The organism is Sphingopyxis panaciterrulae, from assembly GCF_014199295.1.
GTDB classification, from domain to species: domain Bacteria; phylum Pseudomonadota; class Alphaproteobacteria; order Sphingomonadales; family Sphingomonadaceae; genus Sphingopyxis; species Sphingopyxis panaciterrulae.
The window spans coordinates 258,316-274,977 of sequence record NZ_JACIJH010000001.1 but is presented as its reverse complement, the minus strand read 5'-3'; the positions used below and the strand labels follow the sequence as shown (position 1 = coordinate 274,977).

Genomic DNA, 16,662 nt, shown 5'->3' with positions numbered 1-16,662 from the left:
TTCTATGCGGCGGGACTTGGCAAGGCGGGCGAATCGGTTCAAGAGTTTACGTGAACGTAAAGGGAAAGGAAGCAGCGATGGATTTCGACCTCACCGACCGGCAGAAGCATTGGCAGGGCCGCGTGCGCGAGTTCGTCGAGCGCAAGATCCGCCCCGCCGTCCCCACCTACAAGGAGCAGGACCGCACCGGCGACCGCTGGAAGGTCATCCAGGTCGTCGAGGATCTGAAGGCCGAGGCGAAGGCCGCGGGCATCTGGAACCTGTTCATGCCGCCGCGCAGCGCCGCGCACCACCATGTCGACGAGAGTTTCGAGTTCGATGGGCCGGGCCTCACCAACCTCGAATATGCGCTGTGCGCCGAGGAAATGGGCCGCGTCGGCTTCGCGAGCGAGGTGTTCAACTGTTCGGCGCCCGATACCGGAAACATGGAGGTGTTCCACCGCTATGGCACCGCGGCGCAGAAGGAGCGCTGGCTGAAGCCGATCATGAATGGCGAGATCCGCTCGGCCTTCCTGATGACCGAGCCCGCGGTCGCCTCGTCCGACGCGACCAATATCGAGACGCGGATCGAGCGCGACGGCGACGATTATGTCATCAACGGCCGCAAATGGTGGTCGTCGGGAGTCGGCGACCCGCGCTGCAAGGTCGCGATCGTGATGGGCAAGACCGACTTCGGCGCCAAGCGCCACCAGCAGCAGTCGATGCTCGCGGTGCCGATGGACGCGCCGGGGATCACCGTGCTGCGCCACCTGCCGGTCTTCGGCTATGACGACGCGCCGCACGGCCATATGGAGGTCGAGCTGAAGGATGTGCGCGTCAATGCCGAGGAGGCGATGCTGCTTGGCGAAGGCCGCGGCTTCGAGATCGCGCAGGGCCGCCTCGGGCCGGGCCGCATCCACCACTGCATGCGCACGATCGGCGTCGCCGAGGAAGCGCTGGAGAAGATGTGCAAGCGGCTCCAGTCGCGCGTCGCCTTCGGCAAGACGATCGCCGAGCACAGCATCTGGGAGCAGCGCATCGCGCGCGCGCGCATCGACATCGAGATGACGCGCCTCCTGTGCCTGAAGGCCGCCGACATGATGGACAAGATCGGCAACAAGGCGGCCGCGGCCGAGATCGCGATGATCAAGGTGCAGGCGCCGAACATGGCGCTGCAGATCATCGACGACGCGATCCAGGCGCATGGCGGCGGCGGCGTCTCCGATGATTTCGGTCTCGCCAACGCCTATGCCCACCAGCGGACCCTGCGGCTCGCCGACGGTCCCGACGAAGTGCACGCGCGCGCGATCGCGCGGATCGAGCTCGCCAAGCATTCGCCCGCGAGCGATCCGGGCTTTTCGTCGGGCGACATCGGGGTTTCGCGCTAGCCTCCCGTCCCGCTTGCGGGAGGGGCCGGGGGAGGGCCCGTCCCGGTTCGCGTTCGGCATCCCCTCCCCTAACCCCTCCCGCAAGCGGGAGGGGGACGAACGGAGATTTTAGATGACCAAAGCCGCCGTCCTGATCGAACCCGGCAAGCCGCTCGTTATCGAGGAGGTCGTCGTCGACAAGCCCGGGCCGCACGAGGTGCGCATCCGCACCGCCGCCTGCGGACTCTGCCATTCGGACCTGCATTTCATCGACGGCGCCTATCCGCACCCCCTCCCCGCCATCCCCGGCCATGAGGCCGCGGGCATCGTCGAGGCGGTCGGCAGCGAGGTGCGCACGGTGAAGGTCGGCGACGCGGTCGTCACCTGCCTGTCCGCCTTTTGCGGCCACTGCGAGTTCTGCGTTTCGGGGCGCATGTCGCTGTGCATGGGCGGCGACACCCGCCGCGCCGCCGGAGCGGCACCGCGCATCACCCGCCCCGACGGCAGCATCGTCAATCAGATGCTCAACCTCAGCGCCTTTTCGGAGGTGATGCTGGTCCACGAACATGCCTGCGTCGCGATCGACCCCGAGATGCCGCTCGACCGCGCCGCGGTGATCGGCTGCGCGGTGACGACGGGCGCGGGGACGATCTTCAACGCGTGCAAGGTGACGCCGGGCGAGACCGTCGCGGTCGTCGGCTGCGGCGGCGTCGGGCTCGCGACGATCAACGCCGCGAAGATCGCGGGCGCGGGGCGCATCATCGCCGCCGACCCGGTACCCGAGAAGCGCGCGCTGGCGCAGAAGCTGGGCGCCACCGATGTGGTGGACGCACTCGCCGACGATGCCGCGAAGCAGATCGTCGAGCTGACCAAGGGCGGCGTCGACCATGCGATCGAGGCGGTGGGCCGCCCCGCCTCGGCGAGCCTCGCGGTCGCCTCGCTCCGCCGCGGCGGCACCGCGACGATTTTGGGCATGATGCCGCTTTCGGAAAAGGTTGGGCTCGGCGCGATGGATCTGCTCTCGGGCAAGAAATTGCAGGGCGCGATCATGGGCGGCAACCGCTTCCCCGTCGACATCCCGCGGCTCGTCGATTTCTACCTGCGCGGACTGCTCGACCTCGACAGCATCGTCGCCGAGACGATTCCGCTCGAACAGATCAACGAAGGGTTCGACAAGATGAAGAAGGGCGACGCCGCACGGTCGGTGATCGTGTTCGATCAATGACGCTCGACGCACAGAAGGCCTTCAGCGGCACCGTCGCGCCCGAAGGCGCCGATATCCTCGACGAGGCGAAGCTGACCGCGTGGATGGAGGCGCACGTCGAGAGCTTCGAGGGCCCGCTGACCCAGAGCAAGTTCGCCGGCGGCCAGTCGAACCCGACCTACAAGATATCGGCGCCGTCGGGGAATTACGTCCTCCGCCGCAAACCCTTCGGGCCGCTGCTTCCCTCGGCGCATGCGGTCGACCGCGAGTATAAGGTGCAGGCGGGGCTCCATAAGATGGGCTTTCCCGTCGCGCGCCAATATGGCCTTTGCACCGACGACGATGTGGTCGGAAGCTGGTTCTACGTCATGGCTATGGTCGATGGCCACACCATCTGGGACGGCGCGATGCCGGGGTCGACGCCCGAGAACCGCCGCGCGACCTATTTCGCGATGATCGACACGCTCGCCGCGCTGCACGGCGTCGACGTCGAGGCGGCGGGGCTGTCCGATTACGGCAAGCCCGGCAATTATTTCGGCCGCCAGGTCGACCGCTGGACCAAGCAGTACAAGCTCTCCGAAACCGAGACGATGGACGAGATGGAGCGGCTGATCGCCTGGCTGCCCGCGACCCTGCCCGAACAGACGCGCACCAGCGTCGTCCACGGCGACTATCGCATCGACAATATGATCTGGGCCAGGGACCGCGCGCAAGTGCTCGCGGTGCTCGACTGGGAGCTGTCGACGCTCGGCGATCCGCTCGCCGATTTCACCTATGTGGCGATGGCGTGGGTGACCGAGAATGGCGGACGCTCGGGCGTCATGGACCTCGACCGCGCCGAACTCGGCATTCCCGAACTCAACGAGGTGGTCGAGCGTTATTGCGCGGCGACGGGGCGCGACGGCGTGCCCGACATGAACTGGTATTTCGCCTATAATTTCTTCCGCCTCGCCGGGATCATGCAGGGGATCAAGAAGCGCGTCATCGACGGCACCGCCTCCTCCGCGCACGCCAAGGCGATGTCCGAACGCGTCCTGCCGCTCGCGCAAATGGCTTGGGACTTTGCAAAGAAGGCCGGGGCATGAGCCTGTTCGACATGAAAGGCCAGGTCGCGCTGATCACCGGATCGTCGCGCGGGATCGGGAAAGCCATAGCGGAAGCGATGGCCGGGCAGGGCGCGAAGGTCGTGATATCGAGCCGCAAACAGGATGCCTGCGACGCGGTGGCGGCCGAACTGAACGCGAAACATGGAGCGGGAACCGCGATCGCGGTCGCGGCGAACATCTCGTCGAAGGAGGCTCTCCAGCATCTGGTCGACGAGACCGTCGCCGCTTTCGGCCCGGTCACCGCGCTCGTCTGCAATGCGGCGTCGAACCCCTATTACGGGCCATCGGCGGGGATCAGCGACGAGCAGTTCCGTAAGATTCTCGACAATAATATCGTCGCCAACCACTGGCTGATCCACATGTGTGCGCCCGCGATGCTCGCGGCGGATAAGGGGTCGATCACGATCATCAGCTCGATCGGCGGCCTGAAAGGATCGTCGATCCTGGGCGCCTATGCGATCTCCAAGGCGGCCGACATGCAGATGGCGCGCAACCTCGCCGACGAGTTCGGCCCGCAGGGGGTACGCGTGAACTGCATCGCGCCGGGGCTGATCAAGACCGATTTCGCCCGCGCGCTGTGGGAGAATCCCGACACGCTGGAGGTGTCGACGCGCCGCTCGTCGCTGCGCCGCATCGGCGAGCCGCACGAGATCGCGGGCGCCGCGGTGTTCCTCGCGAGCCCGGCGGGCGGTTTCACCACCGGTCAGACGATCGTCATCGACGGCGGCAATACTTCGAGCGGAGGATGAACATGGGCGCATTGGACGGCAAGATCGCGATCATCACCGGCGCGGGCAGCGGCATCGGCCGCGCGAGCGCGCTGCGCTTCGCCGCCGAGGGCGCGAAGCTCGTCATCGGTGACAAGACGGCGGCGGTGCATGATACCGCCAAGGCCGTGAAGGACGCGGGCGGCGAGGTCGTCGCGCTGGAGATCGATGCCGGGGTCGAGGCCGATGTCGCGAAGCTGGTCGCGACCGCAAAGGACAGTTTCGGCGGGCTCGACGTCGCTTTCGCCAACGCCGGGATCATCGGCGACATGGGCGGCATCTTCGATTTCGATCCTGCCGCCTGGACCGAGACGCTGCGCGTCAATCTGATCGGCCCGGCGCTGATGGTGAAGCACGCCGGCAAGGCGATGGTCGATCAGGGCCGCGGCGGCGCGATCGTGCTGACCGCGAGCGTCGCAGGGCTCAATTCGGGCGCGGGTCCGGGCGCCTATTCGGCGTCGAAGGCAGGGGTCATCAACCTCGCCAAGGTTGCGGCGCAGCAGCTTTCGACGAGCGGCGTGCGCGTCAACGCGGTCTGCCCCGGCCTGACCGAGACCGGCATGACCAAGCCGACTTTCGACTATGCCAAGGCCAAGGACGTCACCCACAAGCTCGGCCAGCTCAATCCGTTACGCCGCGCCGCGCAGCCTGAGGAGCTCGCCAATGTCGCGCTCTTCCTCGCGAGCGATCAGGCGAGCTATGTCAACGGACAGGCGATCGCGGTCGACGGCGGACTCACCAGCTCGCACCCGGTGACGCGCCAGCTTCTGGGCCAGACTTCGCACTAGGGAGGAGCGTCTAAGGAAAGGATTTGGCGATGCAGTATCGACAGCTCGGCGACAGCGGGATCGAGGTTTCGGCGATCTGCCTCGGCAGCTGGCTGACCTATGGCGTCGGAGTCGACGACAGCGCGGGCCGCGCCTGCGTCGATGCGTCGCTCGATGCCGGGATCAATTTCATCGACACCGCGAACATCTATGGTCGCGGCGCCGCGGAGAGCTTCCTCGGCGACGCGCTGAAGGGGCGGCCCCGCGACTCCTATGTGCTCGCGACGAAACTCTTCTTCCCGATGACCGACACCGATAAGGGGCTGTCCGCCGCGCAGGTGGCAAAGCAGATCGATGCCAGCCTGACGCGCCTCCGCACCGACTATGTCGATCTCTATCAATGCCATCGCTACGACCCCGACACCCCGCTCGAAGAGACGATGGAGGCGCTGAGCCAAGTCGTGCGCAGCGGCAAGGCGCGCGCGATCGGCTTTTCCGAATGGGCGCCCGAGCAGATCGAGGCCGCGCTCGCGCTGGCGCCACCCAATGTCAAATTCGTGTCGAGCCAGCCGCAATACAGCCTGCTCTATCGCCGCGCCGAAAAGAAGGTCATCCCGATCAGCATCGCGAACGACATCGGCCAGATCGTCTGGTCGCCGCTCGCACAGGGCGTGCTCAGCGGCAAATATCTGCCCGGCGTCGCGCTGCCCGAGGGAAGCCGCGCGACGAGCGACGACGCGCATTTCATGCAGCAGTTCCTGACCGACCCGGTGCTCGAAGCGGTGCAAAGGCTGAAACCGGTCGCCGACAAGGCGGGGTGCTCGCTGGCGCAGCTCGCGATTGCGTGGGTGCTCGCGCAGCCGGGCATCACGAGCGCGATCGTCGGGGCGAGCAGGCCCGACCAGCTTCGCGAAACCGCTAGGGCGGCCGACCTCGCGATCGACCCGGCGTCGCTTGCCGAAGCCGCCGCCATTCTCGAAGGAGTCCGCATTTCGTGAGTCACGGTTTCGATACCAAGCGGCTGGACCGCATCCCGGCTTTCCTCGCGGCGAAATATGTCGATAGCGGCCGCCTGCCGCACGCGGCGACTTTGGTGTCGCGGCGCGGCGAGATCGCGCATCGCTCGTGCATCGGCGAGGCGCGGCCGGGCGAAGCGCTGAAGGAGGATGCGATCTTCCGCATCGCGAGCATGACCAAGCCGATCACGAGCATCGCCTTCATGATGCTGCTCGAAGAGGGCAAGGTCGCGCTGTCCGATCCGCTGGTGAAATATTGCCCCGAGTTCAGGGACACCGGCGTCTTCGTCGCGGGCGGCGGCAACGTCCCCTTCCTGACCCGGCCGCCGGCGCGCCCGATCCTGATGGTCGACCTGCTGCGCCATACGTCCGGGCTGACCTACAGCTTTCAGGAGCGGACGCCGGTCGACGCCGCCTATCGCAAGACGAAGATCGACGATTTCGACGCCGACTACACGATGGACGGCTTCATCGAGGGGCTGGCGAAGATTCCGCTGCAATTCGACCCGGGCGCGCACTGGAACTATTCGATGGCGACCGACGTGCTGGGCGCGGTGATCGAGCGGATCGAACGCAAGCCCTTCGCCGCGGTGCTCAAGGAGCGCATCTTCGATCCGCTCGGCATGGCCGACACCGGCTTTCGGGTGCCCGTCGACCAGCAGCACCGGCTGACCGACTGCTATGCCTTCGACCCGAAGGAGAAGATGCGGCAATTCGACGCCGGCGACCGCAGCCGCTGGGCCAAGGACCGCAGCTTCCATTCTGGCGGTGGCGGGCTCGCCTCGACGCTGAACGACTATCATCGCTTCTGCCTGATGCTGCTCGGCGGCGGCAAGCTCGATGGCACACGGATCGTCAGCCGCAAGACGCTGAGCCTGATGACGTCGAACCATCTCGTCGGCGGCGGCGACCTGACGCAGCACAGCGTCGGCATCTTTTCCGAGGACGAGAATGCCGGGGTCGGCTTCGGCCTCGGCTTCGCGGTGACGCTCGACCCGGCGGCCGCGGGGATTCCGGGCTCGGCGGGCGATTTCTACTGGGGCGGCATGTTCTCGACCGGCTTCTTCGTCGATCCGGTCGAGGAGATCTGCATGGTCTTCATGACCCAGCTCATGCCCTCTTCCACCTATCCCGTGCGGCGCGAGGTCAAGACCCTCGTCCACGCCGCGATCGACGATTGACCCATTAGACCAAGGAGTTCTCCCATGTCCGAAGATACCCCCGTCAGCGTCACGATGCAGAAGGACGGCGACGTCGCCGTCATCATCGTCAACAATCCGCCCGTCAACGCGCTGTCCTGGCACGTTCGCTGGGGACTCAAGGAGCATTTCGAGGCCGCGCTCGCCGATGACGGCGTCCAGGCGATCGTGCTGCGCTGCGACGGCGGCACCTTCATCGCCGGGGCCGATATCAGCGAATTCGGCAAGCCCCCGCGGGGTCCCGATTTCAATGCCGTGCTCAACACGATCGAGGCGGCGACCAAGCCGGTCGTCGCGGCGATCCACGGCACGGCGCTCGGCGGCGGACTGGAAACCGCGCTCGTCTGTCATTACCGCGTCGCCGTGCCTTCGGCGAAGCTCGGCGTGCCCGAGGTCAAGCTGGGCCTGCTGCCCGGCGCGGGCGGCACGCAGCGGCTGCCGCGCGTCGTCGGGGTCGAGGCCGCGGCGACGATGACGTCGCTTGGCGATCCCGTCCCCGCCCCCAGGGCAAAGGAGATGGGCCTTGTCGACGCGCTGGCGGGCGAGGACAGCCTTGCCGCCGATGCGATCGCCTTTGCGCGCGCGAAGATCGCCGACGGCCCGCGGCCTACCCGGGATCGGGAGGTGTTCGGCGACATCGGGGTGATCGAACAGCTCAAGACGAAGAACGCCAAGCGCTGGCGCGGTTTCGAGGCGCCCTACGCCAACCTCGCCTGCGTCGAGGCGGCGACGCGGCTGCCCTTCGACGAGGGCCTGGCCTTCGAGCGCCAGGAATTCATGAAGCTGATGATGGGCAGCCAGTCGGCGGCGCAGCGCCATATCTTCTTCGCCGAGCGCCAGGCCGCGAAGATCGACGGTCTGCCCAAGGACATCAAGCTGCGCGACGTGAAGAAGGTCGGCATCATCGGCGCCGGCACGATGGGCGGCGGCATCATGATGAACTTCCTGCAGAAGGGCTTCGCCTGCACGATCGTCGAGACGCAGCAGGAGGCGCTCGACCGCGGTCTGGGCGTGGTGCGCAAGAATTACGACGCCAGCGCGGCGAAGGGCCGCTTCAAGCCCGAGCAGGTCGACCAGATGATGAGCCTCATCACCCCGTCGCTCGAACTGGACGCGCTCGCCGACTGCGACCTCATCATCGAGGCGGTCTATGAGAATATGGACGTCAAGAAGGAGATTTTCGGCAAGCTCGACAAGATCGCCAAGCCCGGCGCGATCCTCGCGTCGAACACCAGCTACCTCGACGTCAACGAGATCGCGGCGTCGACGAGCCGGCCGGGCGACGTTCTGGGCATGCATTTCTTCTCGCCCGCCAATGTGATGAAGCTGCTGGAGGTCGTGCGCGGCGACAAGACCGCCGACGATGTGCTCGCCACGGCCATGGCCATTGGCAAGAAAATCGGCAAGGTCGCGGTGGTCGCGGGCGTGTGCCACGGCTTCATCGGCAACCGCATGCTCGCGCCGCGCCAGATCGAGGCGCAGAAGCTGCTGCTCGAAGGCGCGACCCCGGCGCAGATCGACAAGGTGCATGTCGATTTCGGCATGCCGATGGGGCCGTTCCAGATGAGCGACCTGGCCGGCGTCGACATCGGCTGGCACCGCGACCCCAACCGCATCGAGAGCATCCGCGACGCGCTGTGCGCCGAAGGCCGCTGGGGTCAGAAGAAGCAGGCGGGCTTCTATGACTATGATGACAAGCGCAATCCGTCGGAAAGCCCGCGCGTCGCCGAGATCATCGCGGAATTCCGCCAGAAGGCGGGGGTCGAGAAGCGCGAGATCAGCGAGTCCGAGATCGTCGAGCGCACCCTCTATCCGATGGTCAACGAAGGCGCGCTGATCCTCGCCGAAGGCAAGGCACAGCGCGCGAGCGACATCGATGTCGTGTGGATATATGGCTATGGCTGGCCGGTCTATCGCGGCGGTCCGATGTTCTGGGCGGGGCTGGAAGGCACTGACAAGATCGCGGCGGCGCTGGAACAGCACGGCTTCGAGGTCGCGCCGCTGCTGAAGGAAAAGGCGGCGGCGAAGAGCGGATTCTAAAGGGGCCTGCGTTAAATCGGCATCACCCATCCCCGTTCGCCCCGCCTTCGCGGAGGGCGGGCTCTGAGCTTGTCGAAGGGCTGTTCTTTCCTTGCGACGCCGAAAAGAAAGAACGGTGCTTCGACAAGCTCAGCACGAACAGAAGAAAGGGTGGCGCAGATTTAGGGCTCGCGGCTCTAAACCGCCCGCAAAGACGGAAAGTAAGGCCGCTTGCCAACCAGGCAGGCGGCCTTACTTTTTGAAAGACGCCTTCCCATTACAGGAGGCGACGTTCAGCCCTGCAGCGTCCGGATGATCGCCGAAAAATCGTGGCCGCCCTCGTCCTCCGCAACGAAGGCTTCGTAGAGTTCGCGCGCTCTGGTCCCCATCGGGACATTCGCATCGACGCTCGCCGCCGCCTCTATCGCGAGGCGCAGATCCTTGAGCATCAGCGCCGCGGCAAAGCCGCCCTTGTAATCATTGTCGGCGGGGGTCGTCGGGCCGACGCCGGGAAGCGGCGCATAGCTGGTCAGCGACCAGCACTGGCCCGACGAGACGCTGGCGATGTCGAAGAATTTCTGCGGATCGAGCCCGAGTTTCTGCGCAAGCGCGAGCGTTTCGCACGTCGCGACCATCGAGGCGCCGAGGAGCATGTTGTTGCAGATCTTCGCGCCCTGCCCCGCACCCGCGTCGCCGGCGTGGATCACCGCCTTGCCCATCTTCGCGAGGATCGGTTCGGCCCGCGCGAAGCCGTCGTCGGTGCCGCCGACCATGAAGGTCAGCGTCCCCGCATTGGCCGCCGCGATGCCGCCCGACACCGGCGCGTCGACCGCGACGAGGCTCCGGGCGGTCGCCGCCTCGATATTGGCGCGCGCGGTCGCGACGTCGATCGTCGAGCAGTCGAGGAGCAGCGTGCCCGGCGCGGCGTTGGGGAAGACGTCGGCTTCGTAGACGCCGGCGACATGCTGGCCCGCAGGGAGCATCGTCACCACCGCCTCGGCACCGGTCACGGCTTCGGCGGCCGACGCGGCGCGAGTGCAACCCGCTTCGACCGCGCGGGCGAGCGCCTCTTCGCTGAGGTCGAAGGCGCGGACCTCGTGCCCCGCCTTCGCGAGGTTCGCGGCCATCCCGCCGCCCATGTTTCCGAGTCCGATGAAAGCGATTTTCATTGTCTCTCTCCATAAGCCCTCTCCCTTTCAGGGGAGAGGGTTGGGAGAGGGGGAGGCGTGCATTCCCCTCTCCAACTCCGGCTAGGCGCTACGCGCCAAGCCTCCATATCCTCTCCCCTGAAGGGGAGAGGGCTCAGAAGGTCACCGCCCTTTCCACACGCCTGCGCGCTTTTCGATGAAGGCGGCCATGCCCTCGGCCTTGTCCTCGGTGGCGGCGAGGATCTGGAACAGGCGGCGTTCGTAGATCAGCCCCTGGTCGAGCGTGGTTTCATAGGCGGCGTTGACCATGTCCTTGTTCACCATCGCGGCCATCGGCGGCATCGAGGCGATCAGCGCGGCGGTCTTCATCGCTTCATCGACCAGCGCGTCGTGCGCGACGACGCGCGCGACCAGCCCTGCGCGTTCGGCCTCGGTGGCATCCATCATTCGGCCGGTCAGGCACATTTCCATCGCCTTCGCCTTGCCGACCGCGCGCGTTAGCCGCTGCGAGCCGCCCATGCCCGGCGCGACGCCGAGCTTGATTTCGGGCTGGCCGAATTTCGCCTTGTCCGACGCGATGATGAAGTCGGCCATCATTGCGAGCTCGCAGCCGCCGCCGAGCGCGAAGCCGTTGACCGCGGCGATCCACGGCTTGCGGACCTTCTTCACGAAGTCGCTCGTCCATTTCGAGAAGAAATCCTCAAGATAGAAATCAGCGGCCGGCTTGTCGGCCATTTCCTTGATGTCGGCGCCCGCGGCAAAGGCCTTGTCGCCCGAGCCAGTGAGGACGGCGCAGCGTTGGCTACCATCCGCCTCAAACGCAGCGAAAGCGGCGATGAGGTCGTCGAGAACCGACGAGTTGAGCGCGTTCAAGGCCTGCGGGCGGTTGAGCGTCACCAGCGTGACGGCGCCGCGCTGTTCGACGAGGAGGGTTTCGTAGGTCATTCGGCATCTCCGTATTTTCGTCATGCCGGACTCGATCCGGCATCCCGCTTTGCGACGTTGAGAAAGCGGGACCCCGGATCACGTCCGGGGTGACGAAAGGTGGGTGGCAAGGTCAGGTGAGCGGCGTCCATTTCTCGTTATCGGGCAGCGATGAGAAGATCGCGTCGATCCACGCATCGGTCACCGCCTCGGCAGTCGGCGGGTCCCATTTCGGGCTGTTGTCCTTGTCGACGATCAGGGCGCGGACCCCTTCGAGGAAATCGTGCATTTGGACGACGCGGCTACCGATCGCATATTCCTGCGCCATTTCGGCGGCGAAGTCGGGCATCGCCGCGCCCTCGCGAAGCTGGCGCAGCGCGACCTTGCAGGTCTGGGGCGATTTGGTGTGAAGCGCGTCCAGTTCTTTCGCCGCCCATTCGCCGCCGTCCTTTTCCAGCGCGGCGAGGATGTCCTCGTAGCGGTCGCTGGCGAACAGGCGGTTGATCTTGTCGATCTGGCCGGTGATCGCGGCGGGCGGCGCGGTGACCGACAGCTCGCCCAATATGCCGCCGATCCGGTCGGGGTGCGCCGCGATCCGCTCCTTTGCCTCGGCAAGCCGCGCCGACGGAAGATAATGGGTCGCGAGGCCGAGCGCGAGGCATTCGGCGCCGTCGAGCCGCGCGCCGGTCAGCGCGAGAAAGACGCCGACGCGTCCTTCGAGCCGCGGCAGATACCAGCCGCCGCCGACGTCGGGGAACAGGCCGATCCCGGTCTCGGGCATCGCGAAGCGGGTGTGTTCGGTCGCGACGCGATAGTTCGCCGGCTGCGAAATGCCGACCCCGCCGCCCATCGTGATGCCGTCCATGAAGGCGACGACCGGCTTGGGGTAGGTGAAGAGCAGATGGTTGAGGCGATATTCGGTGTGGAAGAAGGCGCGCGCCTCCCGCCCGTCCTTCGCGCCGCTCTCCGCGAGCATGCGGATGTCGCCGCCGGCACAGAAGCCGCGACCCTCGCTATGGTCGATGATCACCGCCTCGACGGCGGCATCCCCGCGCCACCCGACGAGCGCGTCGATCATCGCCTCGCACATCGGCAGGTTGAGCGCGTGTATCGCCTTCGGGCGGTTGAGCGACAGGCGGGCGATGCGGCCTTCGGTCGAGATCAAGACATCTTCGGTCATTGGCGCAGCAGGTCCCTTCCCACGATCATCCGCATCACCTGATTGGTGCCTTCGAGGATCGAATGGACGCGCAGGTCGCGCCAGAAACGCTCGATCGGATAATCCTTCAGATAGCCGTAGCCGCCGAACAGCTGGAGCGCGTCGTTGACGATCTTGCTGCCGTTATCGGTCGCGAGCCGCTTCGCCATCGCCGAGAAGCGCGACTTGTCGGGGGCGTTCGCGGTGACCTTCGCCGCGGCGAGATAGAGCAGCGCCCGCGCGGCTTCGAGGTCGGTCGCCATGTCGGCGAGCATGAACTGAGTGTTCTGGAAATCCGAAATCGGCTGCCCGAACTGCTGGCGGTCCTTGGTATAGGCGATCGCTTCGTCGAGGCAGCGCTGCGCGCCGCCGAGCGAGCAGGCGCCGATGTTGAGCCGCCCGCCGTCGAGCCCCGCCATCGCGAAGCGGAAGCCGTCGCCTTCGGCGCCGACCCGGTTTTCGACCGGCACACGGCAATCCTCGAAGACAACTTGAGCCGTAGGGGATGCGTTCCAGCCGAGCTTCTTCTCGGGCGCGCCGAAGCTCAACCCCGGCGTGTCCTTTTCGACGACGAGGCAGGAAATGCCTTTCGACTTTTCCTCGCCGGTGCGAACCATGCAGACATAGATGTCGTTGGTGCCCGCGCCCGAGATGAACTGCTTGGTGCCGTTGAGGATATAATGGTCGCCGTCCCGCCTCGCCGTCGTCTTCAATGCCGCGGCGTCCGACCCCGAACCCGGCTCGGTCAGGCAATAGCTCGCGATCTTCTCCATGCTCACGAGCTCGGGCAGGAAGCGCGCCTTGATCTCCGCGCCGCCGAAGCGGTCGATCATCCACGTCGCCATATTGTGGATCGAGACATAGGCGCTGGTCGCGGGACAGCCATAGGCCATCGCCTCCATGATCAGCGCCGCCTCCAGCCGGCCGAGCCCGATACCGCCCGATTCCTCGGCCACGTAAATGGCGCCGAAGCCGAGTTCGCCCGCGGCCTTCCACACGTCGACGGGATAATGATGTTTCTCGTCCCATTCCGCCGCGAAGGGCGTGATGCGATCGGCGGTGAACTTGCGCGCCATGTCCTGAATGGCGAGCTGGTCGTCGGTGAGTTGAAACTGGTCGGTCATGCTCTTTTCTCGATGATGGCCTCGGCCTCGATTTCGACTTTCCATTCGGGGCGCAGCAGCGCCGACACGACGACCATCGTCGCGGCGGGCCGGATCGCGCCGAACACCGCCCCGTGCGCGCGCCCCACGAGGTCGGCGTCGGCGGGGTCGGTGATGAACATGCGGGTGCGCACGACGTCGGCGGGCACGCCGCCGAGCGCCGCAAGCGCCTCGCCGATGATCGTCAGGCAGCGCGACGCCTGCACCCCGGCGTCGCCGGCGGTCGACGAGCCATCGGGCTCGATCGGCGCGCAGCCGGCGACATCGATCCGGTCGCCCACCCGAACCGCCCGGCTGTAGCCGTAGACGGGTTCGAAGGGCGAGGCGGAGCTATGGGTGCGGCGCTGACTGTCAGCCACAGGTGACCTGGGTGATTTTATAGGCATCGTCGTAAATGATGTTCACTCGGTCCTGGCGATAATCCATCGTCATCGCCGAGCGCGGCGGCCCCCAGCGTAGCGTGCGGGCCTCGGATTCCTTGAGGATCGCCGCGCCGAGCTCGGGCGTCGCGGTCTGGCCGACATGGCTTTGCACCGCGTCGGCGTTGCAGGTCATCTCGGCGGGCGGCGGCGTCGATTCGGCGGACATTTCGCTCGCAGCGCAGGCGGCGAGCGGCAAGGCGGCGGCGATTGCGATCCAGCGGTGGTTCATGACGCTATCTCCCTTTCATCAACATCGCCGCTCAAGCGGCGCAACGCGTATAGCGCATCGGTTCGGCCGCGGCACCCTCGCCATAATCGCGGCGCACCAGCGTCTTGCCGGCTCCCGAAAGCCCGAGCAGCATCAGCCGATCCCAGGTCTCCCCCTCGCCGCTGAACTTGAAATCGGCGACGATGCGGTTCGCGCCGCGGTCGCGCACCCGGGCGAGGTCACCGGCCGATTCGAAGAAGCGTAGCGTCTTCGCGTCGACGACCAGCGCGGTGAGGTCGGTGCCGGGGCGCGCGGCGCAATCCTCGGCCTTGAGCGCCCAGCGGCCCTGGATCGCGGCGGGAATCGCCCGGTCGCCGCCGCCGACGCCCGGCTCGGGCGCGGCGGGTGGCGTTACCGACGGGTCGGGGGTGTAGGCAAGGTCGGCGTCGCCCGTCGCGGGGGCGGCGGACGTGGCAGGCGCCGGAGCGGCCTTGTCGGCGGTCTCGGTCGGCGGCTTCTCGTCCTTGCCGCCGCTGCAGGCGGCGAGCGTCATCAGGGCGGCCGGCATGATCCATCGCATCATCGTCTTTCTCCTTCGTCAGAAGAAATGCCCGATATTCGCACCGGTTTCATGCGTGCGCCCGGATCAGCCCATCGTCGGGATGACGAAGGCGTTCGATCCGTCGCCGCCGCCGTCGGGCCAGCGTGCGGTGACCGTCTTGACCTTGGTCCAGAATTTGACGCCTTCCATGCCGTGCTGGTTGGTGTCGCCGAAGGCCGAGCGTTTCCAGCCGCCGAACGTATGATAGGCGACCGGCACCGGGATCGGGACGTTGATGCCGACCATGCCGACGTTGACGCGCTGCGCGAATTCGCGCGCCGCGTGGCCGTTGCGGGTGAAGATCGCGACACCGTTGCCGTACTGGTGCTTCGACGGCAGTTCGAGTGCGGCTTCGAAATCCGCGGCGCGGACGATCTGGAGTACCGGGCCGAAAATCTCTTCCTTGTAACTTTCCATGTCGGGGGTGACATGGTCGAAGAGCGTCGGGCCGACGAAGAAGCCCTCCTCATGCCCCTGGAGCGTGAAGCCGCGGCCGTCGATGACGAGCTCGGCGCCCTCGTCGGCGCATGTCTGGATCCAGCCTTCGACCTTCGCCTTGTGTGCGGCCGAGACGACGGGGCCGTAATGCGCCTCGGCATCGGTCGATACGCCAACGCGCAGCGCCTCGATCGCGGGAATGAGCTTGTCGCGGAGGCGGTTCGCGGTGTCCTCACCGACCGGCACGACGACCGGCAGCGCCATGCAGCGTTCGCCCGCCGAGCCGAAGGCGGCGCCGGTCAGGTCGTTCACCACCTGGTCGAGGTCGGCGTCGGGCATGACGATGCCGTGGTTCTTCGCACCGCCCATCGCCTGCACGCGCTTGCCGTTCGACACGCCGCGATTGTAGACATAATGGGCGATGTCCGACGAGCCGACGAAGCTGACCGCGCCGATATCCGGGTGGTCGAGGATCGCATCGACCATTTCCTTGTCGCCGTGGACGACCTGCAAAATGCCTTCGGGAAGGCCGGCCTCGAGCATCAGCTCGCCGAGGCGCACCGGCACGCTGGGATCGCGCTCGCTGGGTTTCAGGATGAAGGCGTTGCCGGTCGCGATCGCCGGGCCGAACATCCACATCGGGATCATCGCGGGGAAGTTGAACGGCGTGATGCCAGCACCGATGCCGATCGGCTGGCGCATCGAATAGACGTCGATGCCGGGGCCCGCGCCCTGCGTATATTCGCCCTTCAGCACATGCGGGATGCCGCAGCAGAATTCGATGACGTCGAGCCCGCGCTGGACGTCGCCGCGCGCGTCGGCGACGACCTTGCCATGCTCGCTCGCCAGCAGTTCGGCGAGTTCGTCGAGATGCGCCTCGACGATCCGCTTGTAATCGAACATCACGCGCGCGCGGCGCTGCGGATTGACCGCCGCCCACGCGGGCTGCGCCGCCTTCGCCGCCGCGACCGCACGGTCGAGCAGCGCGGCATCGCCGAGCGCGACCGCGGCCTGCACGCCGCCGTTGTTCGGGTCGAAGATATCGCTCTTGCGGGCGCTGCCGCCGGCACCGCCGACGATATGATGGTCGATCTGTCGCATGTCGTGTCTCCCGTCTGTCCTTGCCGTCCGCAACA

General features: G+C 66.6%; 16 protein-coding genes. 8 read left to right on the top strand and 8 right to left on the bottom strand.

Annotated features, from left to right (window positions below; all coding sequences use genetic code 11):
• The first annotated feature begins 77 nt into the window (after window positions 1-77).
• The 8 genes from FHR21_RS01400 (at window position 78) to FHR21_RS01365 (ending at window position 9,445) form a co-directional block, all read left to right on the top strand.
• On the top strand, window positions 78-1,367 hold the full coding sequence (locus tag FHR21_RS01400; RefSeq protein WP_184094553.1) for an acyl-CoA dehydrogenase family protein: 1,290 nt from the start codon (window positions 78-80) through the stop codon (window positions 1,365-1,367).
• A 112-nt stretch (window positions 1,368-1,479) separates the two neighbouring features.
• Window positions 1,480-2,571 carry a Zn-dependent alcohol dehydrogenase gene (locus FHR21_RS01395; RefSeq protein WP_184094551.1) on the top strand — a complete coding sequence of 364 codons (1,092 nt, stop codon included), beginning with the start codon at window positions 1,480-1,482 and terminating at the stop codon, window positions 2,569-2,571.
• Complete coding sequence (locus FHR21_RS01390) at window positions 2,568-3,635, top strand: phosphotransferase family protein (RefSeq protein WP_184094549.1); 1,068 nt, start codon at window positions 2,568-2,570, stop codon at window positions 3,633-3,635. The genes FHR21_RS01395 and FHR21_RS01390 overlap by 4 nt, the downstream gene beginning before the upstream one ends.
• Window positions 3,632-4,405 (top strand): SDR family NAD(P)-dependent oxidoreductase, encoded by a 774-nt coding sequence (locus FHR21_RS01385; RefSeq protein ID WP_184094547.1) that lies wholly within the window; start codon window positions 3,632-3,634, stop codon window positions 4,403-4,405. The genes FHR21_RS01390 and FHR21_RS01385 overlap by 4 nt, the downstream gene beginning before the upstream one ends.
• 2 nt (window positions 4,406-4,407) lie before the next feature.
• On the top strand, window positions 4,408-5,211 hold the full coding sequence (locus FHR21_RS01380; protein ID WP_184094545.1) for an SDR family NAD(P)-dependent oxidoreductase: 804 nt from the start codon (window positions 4,408-4,410) through the stop codon (window positions 5,209-5,211).
• Between the two features lie 29 nt (window positions 5,212-5,240).
• Entirely contained in the window at window positions 5,241-6,188 is a 948-nt protein-coding gene (locus tag FHR21_RS01375) for an aldo/keto reductase family protein (protein ID WP_184094543.1), read from the top strand.
• Window positions 6,185-7,387 (top strand): serine hydrolase, encoded by a 1,203-nt coding sequence (locus FHR21_RS01370; protein ID WP_184094541.1) that lies wholly within the window; start codon window positions 6,185-6,187, stop codon window positions 7,385-7,387. The genes FHR21_RS01375 and FHR21_RS01370 overlap by 4 nt, the downstream gene beginning before the upstream one ends.
• 24 nt (window positions 7,388-7,411) lie before the next feature.
• Window positions 7,412-9,445, top strand: coding sequence for a 3-hydroxyacyl-CoA dehydrogenase NAD-binding domain-containing protein (locus tag FHR21_RS01365; protein ID WP_184094539.1), 2,034 nt, complete (start codon window positions 7,412-7,414; stop codon window positions 9,443-9,445).
• 272 nt (window positions 9,446-9,717) lie between these two features.
• Here the strand turns inward: FHR21_RS01365 and mmsB are convergent, their stop codons facing one another.
• From mmsB to FHR21_RS01325, 8 genes are all read right to left on the bottom strand, one after another.
• Window positions 9,718-10,593 (bottom strand): 3-hydroxyisobutyrate dehydrogenase, encoded by an 876-nt coding sequence (gene mmsB, locus FHR21_RS01360; RefSeq protein ID WP_184094537.1) that lies wholly within the window; start codon window positions 10,591-10,593, stop codon window positions 9,718-9,720.
• Window positions 10,594-10,734: 141 nt separating this feature from the next.
• The gene (locus FHR21_RS01355) at window positions 10,735-11,517 is read right to left on the bottom strand and encodes an enoyl-CoA hydratase-related protein (protein ID WP_184094535.1); all 783 of its coding nucleotides are present in this window, start codon (window positions 11,515-11,517) and stop codon (window positions 10,735-10,737) included.
• Between the two features lie 112 nt (window positions 11,518-11,629).
• Complete coding sequence (locus FHR21_RS01350) at window positions 11,630-12,676, bottom strand: enoyl-CoA hydratase/isomerase family protein (protein ID WP_184094533.1); 1,047 nt, start codon at window positions 12,674-12,676, stop codon at window positions 11,630-11,632.
• Window positions 12,673-13,818: an acyl-CoA dehydrogenase family protein gene (locus FHR21_RS01345; protein ID WP_184094531.1), complete on the bottom strand. Its 1,146-nt coding sequence runs from the start codon at window positions 13,816-13,818 to the stop codon at window positions 12,673-12,675. The genes FHR21_RS01350 and FHR21_RS01345 overlap by 4 nt, the downstream gene beginning before the upstream one ends.
• Window positions 13,815-14,216 carry a RidA family protein gene (locus tag FHR21_RS01340; protein WP_338113011.1) on the bottom strand — a complete coding sequence of 134 codons (402 nt, stop codon included), beginning with the start codon at window positions 14,214-14,216 and terminating at the stop codon, window positions 13,815-13,817. Before FHR21_RS01340 ends, FHR21_RS01345 begins: the two co-directional genes overlap by 4 nt.
• Window positions 14,209-14,508, bottom strand: coding sequence for an I78 family peptidase inhibitor (locus tag FHR21_RS01335; RefSeq protein WP_184094527.1), 300 nt, complete (start codon window positions 14,506-14,508; stop codon window positions 14,209-14,211). The genes FHR21_RS01340 and FHR21_RS01335 overlap by 8 nt, the downstream gene beginning before the upstream one ends.
• Before the next feature lie 31 nt (window positions 14,509-14,539).
• On the bottom strand, window positions 14,540-15,070 hold the full coding sequence (locus FHR21_RS01330; RefSeq protein ID WP_184094525.1) for a hypothetical protein: 531 nt from the start codon (window positions 15,068-15,070) through the stop codon (window positions 14,540-14,542).
• 63 nt (window positions 15,071-15,133) lie between these two features.
• Window positions 15,134-16,627, bottom strand: coding sequence for a CoA-acylating methylmalonate-semialdehyde dehydrogenase (locus FHR21_RS01325; RefSeq protein ID WP_184094523.1), 1,494 nt, complete (start codon window positions 16,625-16,627; stop codon window positions 15,134-15,136).
• Window positions 16,628-16,662: the final 35 nt, after the last annotated feature.

Bases quoted from the DNA above. Each gene is read 5' to 3' on its own strand.
- FHR21_RS01380 (WP_184094545.1), top strand. From the start codon at position 4,408: ATGGGCGCATTGGACGGCAAGATCGCGATCATCACCGGCGCGGGCAGC.
- FHR21_RS01385 (WP_184094547.1), top strand. From the start codon at position 3,632: ATGAGCCTGTTCGACATGAAAGGCCAGGTCGCGCTGATCACCGGATCG.
- FHR21_RS01345 (WP_184094531.1), bottom strand. From the start codon at position 13,818: ATGACCGACCAGTTTCAACTCACCGACGACCAGCTCGCCATTCAGGAC.
- FHR21_RS01355 (WP_184094535.1), bottom strand. From the start codon at position 11,517: ATGACCTACGAAACCCTCCTCGTCGAACAGCGCGGCGCCGTCACGCTG.
- FHR21_RS01375 (WP_184094543.1), top strand. From the start codon at position 5,241: ATGCAGTATCGACAGCTCGGCGACAGCGGGATCGAGGTTTCGGCGATC.
- FHR21_RS01395 (WP_184094551.1), top strand. From the start codon at position 1,480: ATGACCAAAGCCGCCGTCCTGATCGAACCCGGCAAGCCGCTCGTTATC.
- FHR21_RS01335 (WP_184094527.1), bottom strand. From the start codon at position 14,508: ATGAACCACCGCTGGATCGCAATCGCCGCCGCCTTGCCGCTCGCCGCC.
- FHR21_RS01390 (WP_184094549.1), top strand. From the start codon at position 2,568: ATGACGCTCGACGCACAGAAGGCCTTCAGCGGCACCGTCGCGCCCGAA.
- mmsB (WP_184094537.1), bottom strand. From the start codon at position 10,593: ATGAAAATCGCTTTCATCGGACTCGGAAACATGGGCGGCGGGATGGCC.
- FHR21_RS01400 (WP_184094553.1), top strand. From the start codon at position 78: ATGGATTTCGACCTCACCGACCGGCAGAAGCATTGGCAGGGCCGCGTG.
- FHR21_RS01350 (WP_184094533.1), bottom strand. From the start codon at position 12,676: ATGACCGAAGATGTCTTGATCTCGACCGAAGGCCGCATCGCCCGCCTG.
- FHR21_RS01325 (WP_184094523.1), bottom strand. From the start codon at position 16,627: ATGCGACAGATCGACCATCATATCGTCGGCGGTGCCGGCGGCAGCGCC.
- FHR21_RS01330 (WP_184094525.1), bottom strand. From the start codon at position 15,070: ATGATGCGATGGATCATGCCGGCCGCCCTGATGACGCTCGCCGCCTGC.
- FHR21_RS01365 (WP_184094539.1), top strand. From the start codon at position 7,412: ATGTCCGAAGATACCCCCGTCAGCGTCACGATGCAGAAGGACGGCGAC.